This is a genomic window from Nonomuraea sp. NPDC049504 (genome assembly GCF_040676845.1).
GTDB classification, from domain to species: domain Bacteria; phylum Actinomycetota; class Actinomycetes; order Streptosporangiales; family Streptosporangiaceae; genus Nonomuraea; species Nonomuraea salmonea.
Map to the genome: position 1 here is coordinate 19,273 of NZ_JBFAPT010000050.1, position 13,625 is coordinate 32,897.

General features: G+C 71.1%; 12 protein-coding genes. 7 read left to right on the forward strand and 5 right to left on the reverse strand.

Annotation, left to right across the window (positions count from 1 at the left end; all coding sequences use genetic code 11):
* Window positions 1-48: 48 nt before the first annotated feature.
* Window positions 49-1,482 (forward strand): PLP-dependent aminotransferase family protein, encoded by a 1,434-nt coding sequence (locus AB0K28_RS48940; protein WP_364384776.1) that lies wholly within the window; start codon window positions 49-51, stop codon window positions 1,480-1,482.
* Between the two features lie 3 nt (window positions 1,483-1,485).
* On the opposite strand, the gene AB0K28_RS48945 is transcribed toward AB0K28_RS48940, so the two are convergent.
* Both AB0K28_RS48945 and AB0K28_RS48950 read right to left on the reverse strand, forming a co-directional pair.
* A complete protein-coding gene (locus AB0K28_RS48945; protein WP_345385969.1) occupies window positions 1,486-2,094 on the reverse strand; it encodes a trimeric intracellular cation channel family protein in 609 nt (202 codons plus the stop codon).
* 11 nt (window positions 2,095-2,105) lie between these two features.
* Window positions 2,106-3,587 carry an oligopeptide:H+ symporter gene (locus tag AB0K28_RS48950; RefSeq protein ID WP_364384780.1) on the reverse strand — a complete coding sequence of 494 codons (1,482 nt, stop codon included), beginning with the start codon at window positions 3,585-3,587 and terminating at the stop codon, window positions 2,106-2,108.
* Window positions 3,588-3,733: 146 nt separating this feature from the next.
* On the opposite strand from AB0K28_RS48950, the gene AB0K28_RS48955 reads away from it, so the two are divergent.
* From AB0K28_RS48955 to AB0K28_RS48975, 5 genes are all read left to right on the forward strand, one after another.
* Complete coding sequence (locus AB0K28_RS48955; RefSeq protein WP_364384783.1) at window positions 3,734-5,569, forward strand: AMP-dependent synthetase/ligase; 1,836 nt, start codon at window positions 3,734-3,736, stop codon at window positions 5,567-5,569.
* A 70-nt stretch (window positions 5,570-5,639) separates the two neighbouring features.
* Window positions 5,640-6,911: a hypothetical protein gene (locus AB0K28_RS48960; protein WP_345385961.1), complete on the forward strand. Its 1,272-nt coding sequence runs from the start codon at window positions 5,640-5,642 to the stop codon at window positions 6,909-6,911.
* A gap of 151 nt (window positions 6,912-7,062) precedes the next feature.
* Window positions 7,063-7,560, forward strand: a complete 498-nt coding sequence (locus AB0K28_RS48965) for a hypothetical protein (protein WP_364384786.1) — start codon at window positions 7,063-7,065, stop codon at window positions 7,558-7,560.
* Between the two features lie 195 nt (window positions 7,561-7,755).
* The gene (gene moaA / locus AB0K28_RS48970) at window positions 7,756-8,745 is read left to right on the forward strand and encodes a GTP 3',8-cyclase MoaA (protein ID WP_364384789.1); all 990 of its coding nucleotides are present in this window, start codon (window positions 7,756-7,758) and stop codon (window positions 8,743-8,745) included.
* Window positions 8,738-9,616, forward strand: a complete 879-nt coding sequence (locus tag AB0K28_RS48975) for an NTP transferase domain-containing protein (RefSeq protein WP_364384792.1) — start codon at window positions 8,738-8,740, stop codon at window positions 9,614-9,616. Before moaA ends, AB0K28_RS48975 begins: the two co-directional genes overlap by 8 nt.
* Window positions 9,617-9,920: 304 nt before the next feature.
* Here the strand turns inward: AB0K28_RS48975 and AB0K28_RS48980 are convergent, their stop codons facing one another.
* Window positions 9,921-10,235 carry a DUF3099 domain-containing protein gene (locus AB0K28_RS48980; protein WP_364384795.1) on the reverse strand — a complete coding sequence of 105 codons (315 nt, stop codon included), beginning with the start codon at window positions 10,233-10,235 and terminating at the stop codon, window positions 9,921-9,923.
* Between the two features lie 98 nt (window positions 10,236-10,333).
* On the opposite strand from AB0K28_RS48980, the gene AB0K28_RS48985 reads away from it, so the two are divergent.
* The gene (locus AB0K28_RS48985; protein WP_344873910.1) at window positions 10,334-10,546 is read left to right on the forward strand and encodes a dodecin; all 213 of its coding nucleotides are present in this window, start codon (window positions 10,334-10,336) and stop codon (window positions 10,544-10,546) included.
* Window positions 10,547-10,701: 155 nt separating this feature from the next.
* Here AB0K28_RS48985 and AB0K28_RS48990 read toward each other — a convergent pair whose 3' ends face one another.
* Together AB0K28_RS48990 and AB0K28_RS48995 are read right to left on the reverse strand one after the other, a co-directional pair.
* Complete coding sequence (locus tag AB0K28_RS48990) at window positions 10,702-12,069, reverse strand: metallopeptidase TldD-related protein (RefSeq protein ID WP_364384799.1); 1,368 nt, start codon at window positions 12,067-12,069, stop codon at window positions 10,702-10,704.
* Entirely contained in the window at window positions 12,066-13,559 is a 1,494-nt protein-coding gene (locus tag AB0K28_RS48995; protein WP_345385948.1) for a TldD/PmbA family protein, read from the reverse strand. Before AB0K28_RS48995 ends, AB0K28_RS48990 begins: the two co-directional genes overlap by 4 nt.
* Between the last annotated feature and the right edge of the window lie 66 nt (window positions 13,560-13,625).

Sequence of the window (13,625 nt, forward strand, 5' to 3'; positions counted from 1 at the left end):
GCAGGCATCCCCTTGCACATAACAGGGCCAATGGCGGAAAGTGGCCTTATGCGGCACCTGTCCGCCACGCAAGTGGCCCGCCTCGCCGGTCTCGATCCCGGCGCCCGCCCCTACTACCGCGCACTCGCCGACCGCGTCCGCGCCCTCATCCTCGACGGCCAGATCCCCATCCGCGTCCGCATGCCCGCCGAGCGCCACCTGGCCGAGACGCTCAAGGTCAGCAGGACCACCGTCACCGCCGCGTACGACCTGCTGCGCGAGCGCGGCTACCTGGAGAGCCGGCAGGGCTCGGGGAGCTGGACCGCGCTGCCCGACCCGGCCACCACCGCCGACAACCCGTGGCTCAGCACCGACGGCGACGGCCTCGTGCAGCTGCACGCCGCCGCGCCGCCGGCCCCCTGCGCGCTCACCGAGGCCATGACCGAGGCGGTGGCCGACCTGCCCCGCTACGGCATGGGCAACGGCTACGACCCCATGGGACTGCCCGCGCTCAGGGAGCGCATCGCCGCCCGCTACACCGCGCGGGGCGTGGCGACCAGACCGGAGCAGATCCTCGTCACCACCGGCTCCCAGCACGCGCTGCAGCTCGTCTTCGGCCTGCTGGCCGGGCCGGGCGACCCGGTGCTGGTGGAGTCGCCCACCTACCCGCACGCCATCGACACCGCCAGGCGGCGCGGCGCCCGCATCGTCCCGGTCGGCGTCTCGCACGAGGGCTGGGAGCAGGATCTGGTGGCGGGGGCGATGCGCCAGGCGGCGGCGCGGCTGGCGTACCTGATGCCGGACTTCCAGAACCCGACGGGCGCGCTCATGGAGGACCCCGTGCGCGCCGCGATCACCGGCGCCGCCCGCCGGGCCGGCACCACGCTGCTGGTGGACGAGACCTGGGCCGAGCTGGCGCTGGACGAGGTGCCGCACACCTCACCGATGGCCGCCTTCGACACCGACGGCCGGGTGATCAGCGTCGGGTCGGCGTCCAAGCTGTGGTGGGGCGGGCTGCGCATCGGCTGGGTGCGCGCGGGTGCCGCGCTGATCCGCCGGCTGGCCACGTTCCGCGCGTCGGTCGACCTGGCCAGCCCCGTGCTGGAGCAGCTCGTCGTGGCGCGGCTGTTCGACCGGCTGGAGGAGACGCGCGCCGAGCGCCGCCGCGCGCTGCGCACCTCCCGCGCGGCGCTGATCGCGGGGTTGCGCGAGCACCTGCCCGAGTGGACGTTCGAGCCGCCCAGGGGCGGCGGCACCCTCTGGGTACGCCTCGCGGAAGGCACCGGCTCGGCCGCGCTCGCCGAGGCCGCCGCCTACCACGGGCTGCGCCTGGCCCCAGGGCCGTGGTTCGGCCTGGACGGCACGCTGGAGAACTACCTGCGGCTGCCGTTCACCCAGCCGGCCCAGGTGCTGGAGGACGCCGTCGTCCGGTTGCGCGCCGCGCTCGACCACGGCCCGCTGGCCGCCCCCAGACCGGGCGACTCGCTCATCGGGATGGTCTGAGGCTCACTCGCCGGCGCCCCTGGCCAGCGGCGCCCGCCAGTTGCGCCGCATCGCGGCGATCCGCAGCCCGAACGCCAGCACCGCCGCCGCCAGCGTGGCGGGCCAGCCGTGCAGCCCGTACGACGCCAGCCCCGCCATCGCCGCGGACCCCATCAGGGCCGGCACGGCGTAGAGCTGGCGGTCGTACAGCAGGGTCGGGATCTCCCCGGCCAGCACGTCGCGCAGCATGCCGCCGCCGACCGCCGAGGTGACGCCGAGCAGCGAGGCGTGCAGCGGGCTGAGGCCGTACTCCATGGCCTTGGCCGTGCCGACCGCGCAGAACAGCCCGAGCCCGGCCGCGTCCAGCACCAGGATGGCCGGCATCACCCTGGCGACGTGCGGATGCCAGAAGAAGACGATCACCGTGGCGGCCAGCGGCACCAGCACGTAGCCGAGGCTCTGGAAGGCGGCGGGGCGCACGTTCAGGATGAGGTCGCGGACGAGGCCGCCGCCCAGCGCGGTGATCTCCGCCAGCACCGCCATGCCGACGACGTCGAGGCGTTTGCGCACGCCCATGAGCGCGCCCGACAGCGCGAAGACGAAGATTCCGGCCAGGTCGAGAAGTTCGGACACGTTGGGAATGTCTACCGCATGGCCGGATCGTGGTGCTCGGCCATCATCACCCGCAGCTTCTTCGCGAACATGAACAGCGCCGCCCCCGCCACGATCGCCATCGCCGCCAGCACCAGGTAATAGGCCGGATCCGACAGCACCCGGCCGAGGCGCCCGGTCTGCCCGCCCACCGCGTCGCCCACCGACGTCGCGATGAACCACACGCCCAGCATCTGCCCCTTGAACGCCTCGGGCGCCAGCTTCGTCGTCACCGACAGCCCGACCGGGCTCAGCGACAGCTCGCCGAACACCTGCACCAGGTAGACCAGCACCAGCCACCACACCGACACCCTGCCGGTGCCCGCCAGCGCCGCCGCGAGCGCCATCACCACGAAGCTCAGCCCCACCATGACCAGCGCGAACGCGAACTTCTGCGGCGTGCTCACCCGCGTGCCCAGCTTCAGCCACAGCGCCGCGAACACCGGCACGAAGATCATGATGAACAGCGGGTTGAACGACTGCGTGGTGGCCGCCTGGATCGGCAGCCCGAACAGCGACAGGTCGGTGTGGTCGGCGGCGAAGAACAGCAGCTTGCTGGGCGCCAGGTCGTAGATCATCCAGAACACCGCGGCCGCCACGAACAGCCAGATGTAGGCCTTCATCCTGATCCGCTCGTCCTCGGTCAGGTTGTGGCTGCCGAGCAGGATGTAGGCGAAGTAGACGATCGGCACGATCAGGATGAGCACGGTGATCACCACCGTGAGCCGGTCGACCGTCAGCGTCCCCGTCGCCGCCCACACGCCCAGCGCGACCGCGACGAGCGCCACGGCGCCGAGCGCGATGCCGGTGAAACGGCGCCGCTCGCGCCGGGTCAGCCGCAGGCCGGGCCGCTCGCCGACGCCGCGCAGGCTCTTGCCGCCCCACACGTACTGCACCAGGCCCAGCGCCATGCCGACCGCCGCCGCGCCGAACCCGAGATGCCAGCGGTCGCCCGCGGCCAGCCAGCCCACGACGATCGGGGCGAAGAACGCCCCCAGGTTGATGCCGAGATAGAACAGCGAGAAGCCGGAGTCCCTGCGCCCGTCGTCGCCCTCGGGATAGAGCCGGCCCACCATGACCGAGATGTTCGGCTTGAGCAGGCCCGTGCCCGTGATGATCAGCAGCAGGCCCAGCCAGACGAAGAACGGCGTCGTCACCGGGATCGCCATGCTGATGTGCCCCAGCATGATGACGAACCCGCCCCAGAACACCGACCTGCGCGCCCCCAGGATGCGGTCGGCGACCCAGCCGCCGGGCAGCGCCACCAGGTAGATGAGCGCGCCGTAGACGCCGACGACCGCCTGCGCCGTCTCCTGCGACAGGCCGAGCCCCTGGTGGGCGGGCGATGCGGCCATGAACGTGGCCAGGATCGCGCGCAGGCCGTACCAGGAGAAGCGCTCCCACATCTCGGTGCTGAACAGCGTGGCCAGCCCCCACGGATGCCCGAAGAACGTCCTGCCGCCACCGTTACTCACGCGCGCCCCCCAGACACCATGCGCATTCTTTCGATCACTGTACGTGAACAACATGGATCTTTCTCCGCAAGCTCTTGCCGGTCCCCGCGCGCTGTGGTGCGATGCATGCCACTCGCATAAGTGATTACTGACAGGAGGCGGGTGCCATGGCCGAAGTGCTTGACGTCCGGGCCGAGATCCTGCGAGAGATCGCCGGCCGTACCGTCTGCGAGCAGCTCGCGAACGCTGCCGAGCAGCATGACGACGCACCCGCCTACTCCGACCCGGAAGGCGACGGCTGGCGCACGCTCACCTACGCCGAGGCCCGCACACGGGTGCTGGAGATCGCCGCCGGCTTCGCCGCGCTCGGCCTGCGGCCGGGGGAGCCGGTGGCGCTCATGATGGTCAACCGCAGCGAGCACGTGCTGGCCGACCTCGGCGCCGTGCACGCCGGCGGGGTGGGCTGCACGATCTACTCGACGTTCGCGCCCGACCAGATCGCGTTCGTGGCCGGCGACGTCGGCGCCCGCTACGCCGTGCTCGGCGGCCCCGCCGAGCTGGCCCGCTGGGAGCCCGTGCTCGACCGCCTCGACGGCCTGCGCAAGATCATCATGCTGGACGGCGCCCCCGCCGGAGACCGCTTCATGACCTGGGACGCCTTCCTCGGCCTCGGCCGCGAACACCTGGCCGCCGACCCCGGCGCCGTCGAGGCCCGCTGGCGCGCGGTCACCCCCGGCGACGTCGCCACCGTGCTCTACACATCGGGCACCACCGGCACCCCCAAGGGCGTGCCGCTCACCCACACCAACATCTTCTACGAGGTCGCCGCCACCGACCGGATGACCTCGCTGCCCGAGCGCGGCACCCAGATCTCCTACCTCACCTACGCCCACATCGCCGAGCGCATCCTCAGCCTCTACCTGCCGCTGGTGAAGGTCTCCCACGTGCACTTCTGCACCGACCTCGCCAATCTCGGCACCACGCTCGGGCAGGTCAGGCCGATGATGTTCTTCGGTGTGCCGCGCGTGTGGGAGAAGATGATGGCCAGGCTGCAGGCCGTGCTCGCCACCCAGCCCGACGAGCAGCAGGCCGCCGTACGCGCCGCCATGGCCGCCGGCGCCGCCTACGTCGAGGCCGGCCAGTACGGCCGCACGATGACGCCCGAGATCCAGGCCGCGTACGAGAAGGCCGACGCGTCCCTGCTGTCCGTCATCCGCGGCCTGATCGGCTTCGACCGCGCCGAGTGGACCGCCACCGGCGCCGCCCCCTTAGCCGACGAGGTACGCCACTTCTACGCCGGACTCGGCCTCAAGGTCATCGACGTGTACGGCATGACCGAGACCACCGGCGCCTTCACCGGCAACAGCCCCGCCTGCTACCGCCTCGGCAGCGTCGGCATGGCCGAGCCAGGCGTCGAGGTCCGCATCGCCGAGGACGGCGAGATCCTCACCCGCAGCCCGCTCAACACCGCCGGCTACCTCAACAGGCCCGAGGCCACCGCCGGGTTCATCGACGCCGACGGCTGGCTGCACACCGGCGACATCGGCGCCGTGGACGAGGACGGCTTCTACCGCGTCGTCGACCGCAAGAAGGAGCTGATCATCACCGCGGGCGGCGAGAACATCTCGCCCGCCGAGATCGAGAACCACCTCAAGCAGCACCTGCTCATCGGCCAGGCGCTCGCCTACGGCGACCGGCGCCCCCACACCGTCGCCATCCTCACGCTCGACGCCGAGACCGCGCCCGGCTGGGCGCAGTCGCGCGGCATCACCTTCGGCTCGCTCGCCGAGCTGGCCGAGCACCCCGAGGTGCTCAAAGAGGTGGAGGAGGCGGTACGCGCGGCCAACGAGAAACTGGCCCGCGTGCAGCAGGTGAAGAGATGGGCGCTGCTCGGCGTGGAATGGACGGCCGAGACCGAGGAGCTCACCCCGAGCCTCAAACTGAAGAGGCGGATCATCCACTCGAAGTACGCCGACATCATCGAAGGGCTCTATTCAGGCTGATCCTGGCTTTGCCATTCGGGGCGTGTGTTGTGGCTGTGCCCATTACCGGCCGGTTCCTACCGTCTCGATCATGACCACAAGCCGAAGCCTTCTTCTCGTCTCGCTCGCGGCGGGGTCGCTCACGGTGCCCGCACCGGCTGCCTCCGCCGCGACCGAGCCCGCCATCCGTGCCATCACCGTACGACCCGCGCAACCGGTGGTCGGGGCGCACGGCTCCGTCCGGCTGGTGATCGACGTGATCGCCAGAGGGGTGCGGGGTAAGGACGGCGTCACCGTCAAGGTCGAACCCGGCGCCCCACCGGCCGGCGCCCCGCAGCCACGTCCCGCCACCCCACCCGCCACCCCACCCGTCACCGCACCCCAGAACCCGCCGCCTCCCGCCCAGACCGGCTCCCCGGTGACACCACCCGGCGAGACCCAGACCCCGGACCAGGACGCGCCCGAGGAGGCGGTCCAGCAGCCGCCTCAGCAGGAGGCGCAGGAGGAGACCCAGGAAGCGGCTCAGGACGCAACCCGGTCCGACGCCCAGAGCCCCACGCAGTCCGACGCCCAGAGCCCCGCACAGGCCGGCACTCAGGCCGGCACCCAGTCTGGCGCCCAGGCCGACGCCCAGGTCCCGGTGAAGGCTCCGCCCGCCCTCGCGCCCGGCCGGCAGCCCGCCCAGCAGCCCGCGATCACCCCGGCCCGCGCGACCCAGGCGCCCGTGACCGCGCAGGCCGGCGTGCAGCAGCCCGCCCAGCAGGCCGCGTCCCAGCAGCACGTCATGAACCCGCGGCCGGTCCAGGTCGGGGTGACGGCGCCCAAGGTCGGCGTCCAGCCCCAGACCGGCGAGGTGATCCCGCCCCGGCTGGTGTGGCGCCGCATCCCGGTGCCGCCCGCCCGGATGGCCGACGGCTGGGAGACGTGGCGCTTCCTGCCGGACAAGCGCCTGAACCGCTACTACCCGGCCGGCACCTGGACGATCACCGCCACGGCCAAGGGCAAGGACGGGAAGACGGCCGTCCAGTACGCCTCGTTCGAGCTCAAGCGGGAGAGCAGGCTGTCGTCCGTACGGGCGGAGAAGTCGGCCCGCGGTGACGGCGTGCGCCTGCGCGGCTCGCTCACCAGGGTCGATCCGCGCGGCCTGACCGACTACGGCCCGTTCGCCAAGCAGCGCCTGGAGATCCTCTGGCGTCCCGACACCACCTCGGCCTGGGAGAAGGCGGGCCAGGCGACGACGGACGCGTCCGGCGCGTTCGTCCAGACGGTCCAGGGACATACCGGTGGTTATTGGCGCGTCCGCTACACCGGAACTGGACATTACGCACCAGACAATTCAAAAGCGCACCAAATCGCACAGTAGCCGGTTCCGGTAATAGACGTGCGCAAACGCGTCGTTGCCGATTCGTGATCGGATGTACTGCAACTTTTTCTTCCCCATGCGCGTCTATTGGCGGTGATGTGCCCCGCTTCGGGGGCCGTCTCGCAAACGGGGAAGGAATGTTGTTTTGAAGATGCGACGTCTAGCCGCCGGCCTGGCGGCTGCTGCCATGGGCGCGACGGTGGTGGCGACCTCCGCCGCCACGCCCGCGCTCGCGGACCCGGGCCTCGACCCGGATGTCGCGGGTGGCCACACCAGCCTCCAGCTCGACGTGAACCCCGAGCCCGCGTTCCGGGGCCGCCCCCTGCACATCGGGGGCAAGCTCTCGGTCCAGTGCGAGGAGGACTACATCAAGGGCTTCGTGTCGGTGATCCACGCCGACCGTTGCAAGAAGCAGGAGACCTGGCACCGCCTGGCCTGGAAGCGGGTCGTCATCCTCTTCCAGCCGGCCGGCAGCGGCCGCTGGGAGCACGTCGACACCGTGCGCACGCGCGGCAACGGCCACTTCGCGCTCAAGGTCCCGGCCCGTTCTTCGGGCACCTGGCGCGCGGTGTTCGAGGGCAGCAGGCACCTGGCTCCGTCCGAGGGCAAGGACTGGGTGAAGGTCATCGGCCGCCGCCACCACCGCTAGTCACCGCTCGGCGAACGCCCGGCCGCACCGGCCGGGCGTTCGTCATTCCCGGGCGAACCTCCGCGACCTCGGACGTGAGCTTGGAATCGATCTAGGGAACAATGTGTTATCGAGGCACAAGCCAGGGGATTTCCGGCCGGGCGTAAGGCCGACGTAGGCTGGCGATCTGGGCACACGAACAGGAGGTGACGCCCCGTGTTGCGAGACTCGTTCGGACGGGTGGCGACGGATCTGAGGGTGTCCCTCACCGACAAATGCAACCTGCGCTGCACATACTGCATGCCGCCCGAGGGCCTCGACTGGCTCCCGAAGCCCGAGCTCCTCACCGCCGACGAGATCGTCCGCCTGGTCACCATCGGCGTCGAACGCCTCGGCATCACCGAGGTCCGCTACACCGGCGGCGAGCCACTCCTGCGCCGCGAGCTCGTCGACATCGTCGCCCGTACCACCGCGCTCAGCCCCCGCCCGCAGGTCTCGCTGACCAGCAACGGCATCGGGCTGGCCCGCCTGGCCGAGCCGCTGGCCGCCGCCGGGCTCGACCGGGTCAACGTCTCGCTCGACACCCTCGACCCCGGCACGTTCAAGCGGCTCGCCCACCGCGACAGGCACGCCGACGTCATCGCGGGCCTGGCCGCCGCCGACGCCGCCGGGCTGCGCCCCGTCAAGATCAACGCCGTGCTGATGCGCGGCATCAACGACCACGAGGCGGTGCCGCTGCTGCGCTGGGCCCTCGACCAGGGCTACGAGCTGCGCTTCATCGAGCAGATGCCGCTCGACGCCCAGCACGGCTGGAGCCGCGCCGACATGGTGACCGCCGACGAGATCCTGCGGTTGCTCTCCGACGCGTTCGACCTCACGCCCGACGACCTCGAAGAGCGCGGCAGCGCCCCGGCCGAGCGGTTCCTCGTGGACGGCGGCCCCGACAGGGTCGGCGTGATCGGCTCGGTGACGCGGCCGTTCTGCGGCGCCTGCGACCGGGTCAGGCTCACCGCCGACGGCCAGGTGCGCAACTGCCTGTTCGCCACCGAGGAGTCCGACCTGAAGACCGCGATGCGGGCGGGGGCCTCCGACGACGAGCTGGCCGAGCGCTGGCTGGCCGCCGTGGCACGCAAGCGCGCCGGCCACGGCATCGACGACCCCTCCTTCCTCCAGCCGGCCCGCCCCATGTCCGCCATCGGTGGCTGACGACCCTGCCCCGTCACCTTCCGGCGCGGGGTTCGATGGGGAGTTCGGCGCGGGGTTCGATGCGGGGTTCGACGCGGGGTTCGACGCGGTGATCCTGGCCGGAGGGCGGGCCAGGCGACTGGGCGGAGCGGACAAGCCGGCGCTCACCGTGGGCGGCAGGCCGCTCGTCGAGCACGTCATCGCGGCCGTCTCCGGCGCCGGCGCCATCGTCGTCGCGGGCCCTGAGCGGCGGCCCGTGCCCGGTGTGGTCTACGTCCGCGAGGAGCCGCAGGGGAGCGGGCCCGTGCCCGCGCTCGCCGCCGCGCTGCCGCACGTGACCTCCGGCTGGGTGGTGCTGCTGGCGGGTGACCTGCCGTTCATGGGGGCGGGCCACGTCGCCGCGCTCCTTCGGGCCGCCCGCGAGGCGGGCGGCGGCGCCGTGCTCCTGGACGACGGCGGGCGGGAGCAGTGGCTGGCCGGCGCGTGGCCGGCGGACGAGCTGAAGGCCGGGCTCGCCGCCTATGACGGCCGCTCACTCAGGGGCCTGCTCGCCCCCCTCGTACGCGTCCGGCTCACCTTGCCAGGGCGCCCCTGGTTCGACTGCGACACAATGGACGACCTGGAGGAGGCTCGCATGAACGTGCTGCACGAATGGACCATCCTGGCCTGCGAGGAGCTCGGCGTCGACCCGGCCCGCGTGGACCGCGACCAGATCCTCGACCTCACCAAGGAGGTCGCCCACGGGGTGGCGAGGCCCGCCGCGCCGCTCACGGCGTACCTGCTGGGGCTCGCTCAGGGCGCCGGCACGGCTCCTGAGGACGCTGTGGCCAGATTGACCACATTGGCGAAGAACTGGAGCCGCGCTACCAAGGAGACCCTGACTGACGACTGACACTCGAACGAACTCTTGAAGTCAAGCTCGTCCCTTCCCTGAAGATTTCCTGTGAATAACGGGAGGGGGCGAGTGTAAACGATTTCGGGAAAGCCGCCCTATCGAACTCGGGGCGATGGCGAGCGTTGATCCAACACTGCCCGGGAAAAGGGCGACGCCGGGTGGTTACGGGGGCAAACCACCCGGCGTCGCTTCATCGGCGTTCCGACGGGGGCCCGGAACGCCGGCACCAGCACTCCGACGGGGGACCGGAGCGCTTGGCTAAAGCGTACACCTACAACCCATGGGATGCGTCAAGACTTAGTCACGACCCGATCTCGCGTCGATGCAGCGGTATCTCGCTTTGGTTAGCCTCCGGGGACTGAAAGGTAGGCGGCGGACCAGGGTTCCCCCTCTCATTGGCCCCGATTACCGCTATGTATGGCAAAAGAACCGCGCCGGCGATGAACAGCAGCCGGTACGGCCACGGCACCGGCACCACGACCGCCAGGATCAGGCAGATCGTGCGGATCCCCATCTTGATCAGGTAGCTGATCTCGCGCTTGTGTATGTCGGCCGACAGCGACGGCTTGGCGTCGGTGACCTGGTGGACTTCCGGATTCCTGCGCCACCCCTTCATACCTTCCACGGTAGTCCCGCCATGCCGAGCTCACCACCGCGCCCCGGCGGGGAGCGGGGGTCATGCGACCATGGCCTTCTAGTAAGGAGGATGTGGAGATGACGGATCGCACGTACCGCGTGACCGAGATCGTCGGCACCTCGGGGGAGAGCGTCGACCAGGCCATCCGCAACGGCCTCAGGCGGGCCTCCGAGACACTGCGGCACCTCGACTGGTTCGAGGTGACGGAGATCAGAGGGCACCTCGACGCGGGGGAGGTCGCCCACTTCCAGGTCGGCATGAAGGTCGGCTTCCGCCTCGAAGACGCCTGAGCCCGCACGAGACCACACAAACCCCTGAAGACCGTCCAGGGGCCACGGAAGGGCTCCGAAACGCCCGCGAAGCGGCCCAGCAGGCCGCGTAAGAAGAAGAGACAAGGCGGCCCCGGTCCCCTTCGGTGAGAGGAGGACCAGGGCCGCTGCCGGGGTCAGCTCGCCTGGCTGACCGTGGACATGTTGAAGTCGGGCACGCGCACCGCCGGCATGACCGTCCGCTGGAAGTAGTCGTTCCACTCCCGGGGCAGCGTCCGCTGTCCGGCACCCACCTCGCTCATCCGGCCGAGCAGGTCGACGGGGCTCTCGTTGAAGCGAAAGTTGTTGACCTCGCCCACGACCTCCCCGTGCTCGACCAGGTAGACGCCGTCGCGGGTCAGCCCGGTCAGGAGCAGCGTCTGGGGATCGACCTCGCGGATGTACCACAGGCAGGTGACCAGGAGCCCCCGCTGGGTCGAGGCGATCATGTCGTCGATGGAGGCCTCGCCGGGCCCCGCCATGATCAGGTTGTCGATGGAGGGCGTCACCGGCAGCCCGCTCAGCTCGGCCGAGTGGCGGGTCTGCAGCAGCGCCTCCAGCCGCCCGTCCTTGATCCAGTCGGTACGCGACAGCGGCAGCCCGTTGTCGAACACCGAGCTCTCCCGGCTGGACCGGTGGGCCGTCACGAACGGCGCGCACGCGATGCCGGGCGCCGTGGGGTCGCTCGTCAGCGTGACGGGCAGCCTGGCGAGCTGCTCACCGACGCGGGTGCCGCCGCCCGGCTTGGAGAACACCGTGCGCCCGTCGAGCGCGTCACGCGCCCCCGACGACCAGAACAGGTAGATCATCAGGTCGGCCACCGCGCTCGGCGGCAGCAGCGTCTCGTAACGGCCCGCGGGCAGGTCGACGCGGTTCTTCGCCCATTCGAGCCGCTGCGCCAGCGACGCGCCGAGCGCCGAGACGTCGACGTCGGTGAAGTCCTCGGTGGACACGCCCGTCCACGCCGACCGCTTGAGATCGGCGGACTTGGCGTTGACCTCCAGCCGCCCGGTCGGCTGGTCGTGGCGCAGCCGCACCCCGGCGGACGTGCCGAGGAACGTGGAGGTCACCTTGTGCTCGGCGAACCCGTACAGCCGCCTGCCGCCCGCCTCCGCCGACGCGAACGCCTCGCCCAGCGCGGGCGTGAACCGCCCGAACACCTCGATGTCGGTCGGCCGCACCTCCTCGCCCCAGTGCGGCGAAGCGGGGCCGGCCTCGACCAGCGGCCCGGCGTCCTCGGCCGGCTGCGCCTCGCGCGCCGCCGCGTCGGCCGCCGCCACCACGTCGGGCAGCTGCTCGTCGCGTACGGCCGCCCGCGACACCACGCCGACCTGCTGCCCGGAGATCGAGATGACGGTCAGCCGGGACGAGCGGGCGACGCCGTTGGTGGTCAGCGTGTTGCCCGCGAAGCGCAGGTTGGCGGTGGAGCCCTCGTCGACCAGCACCACGCAGTCGTCGTTACGGGAGAGCTCCAGCGCCCTCTCCACCATCTCCTGAGGCGTCACTTCCCGCCCTCCTGCACCGTGTTGAGGATTCGTACGCCGCGGAACAGCGCCGACGGGCACCCGTGGCTGACCGGCGCGACCTGCCCCGGCTGGCCCTTGCCGCAGTTGAACGCGCCGCCGAGCACGTAGGTCTCCGGCCCGCCGACCGCCTCCATCGACTGCCAGAAGTCCGTGGTCGTGGCCTGGTAGGCGAAGTCCCTGACCTGCCCGTCCAGCCGGCCGCCGGTGATGCGGTAGGCCCGCTGGGCCGTGAACTGGAAGTTGTAGCGCTGCATGTCGATCGACCAGCTCTTGTCGCCGACGAGGTAGATGCCCCGCTCGACGCCCGCGATCAGCTCGTCGGTCGACGGCCCGCCCGGAGCGGGCGCGAGAGAGACGTTCGCCATGCGCTGGATCGGCATGTGGCCGGGCGAGTCGGCGAACGCGCAGCCGTTGGAGCGCCCGAGCCCCTTCATCAGCGCCATGCGCCGGTCGAGCTGGTAGCCGACGAGCACGCCGTCCTTGATGATGTCGAAGCTCTGCGCCTGCACGCCCTCGTCGTCGTAGCCGACCGTGGACAGGCCGTGGGCGACGGTGCGGTCGCCGGTCACGTTCATCACGGGCGAGCCGTAGACCAGCTCGCCGAGCTGGTCGAACGTGGCGAAGCTGGTGCCGGCGTAGGCGGCCTCGTAGCCGAGCGCCCGGTCGAGCTCGGTGGCGTGGCCGATCGACTCGTGGATCGTCAGCCACAGATTGGACGGGTCGATGACCAGGTCGTATTCGCCGGCCTCGACGGACGGCGCGGCCAGCTTCTCGGCCAGCAACTCGGGCAGCCTGGCCAGCTCGCCCTGCCAGTCCCAGTGGGAGCCGGTCAGGTATTCGTAGCCGCGGCCGACCGGCGGCGCGATCGTGGACATGTCGTCGAAGCCGCCGCCCGCCGCCTTCATGGCGTTGAACCGGGGATAGATCCGGACCCGCTGCTGGGTGGTCGAGGTGCCGGCGGTGTCGGCGTAGAACTTCTGCTCCTTGACCTGCAGCAGCCGCGCCGAGACGTGGTCGGCGCCCTTGAGCAGCCCGGCCGACCAGTCGGCCAGCAGGCTCACCTTGTCGGACGCGGCCACCTCGAACGGGTCGATCTCATAGTCGGACACCCACACCGCGCCGGAGTGCACCGGCTCGGGCGCCAGCTCGATGGGCTCCCTGTTGATCGGGGCGCTCACCTCCGCCACGCGCACCGCCTGCTCGGCCACCACAGCGGCGGCCTCGGGCGTCAGGTGGATGCCGGAGGCGAACCCCCAGGTGCCGCCCTTGACCACGCGCACCGCGTAGCCCAGGTCGTCGGCGTCCATGGCCCCTTCGAGCCGCGCGTCGTAGAGGTTGAGCGACTCGGCCCTGACGCGTTCGAGCCGGAAGTCGGCGTGCTCGGCGCCGAGGTCGCGAGCGCGTTGCAGAGCGGCGTCCGCGAGCCGCCGCAACGGCAGCTCCAGGAAATCGGGATCGATCTGGCGCATGTCCACGATCCTAACCCTGTGATCTTGTGCCACCCGGACAAGCGGATACCCGCCGGTAGGGGATAG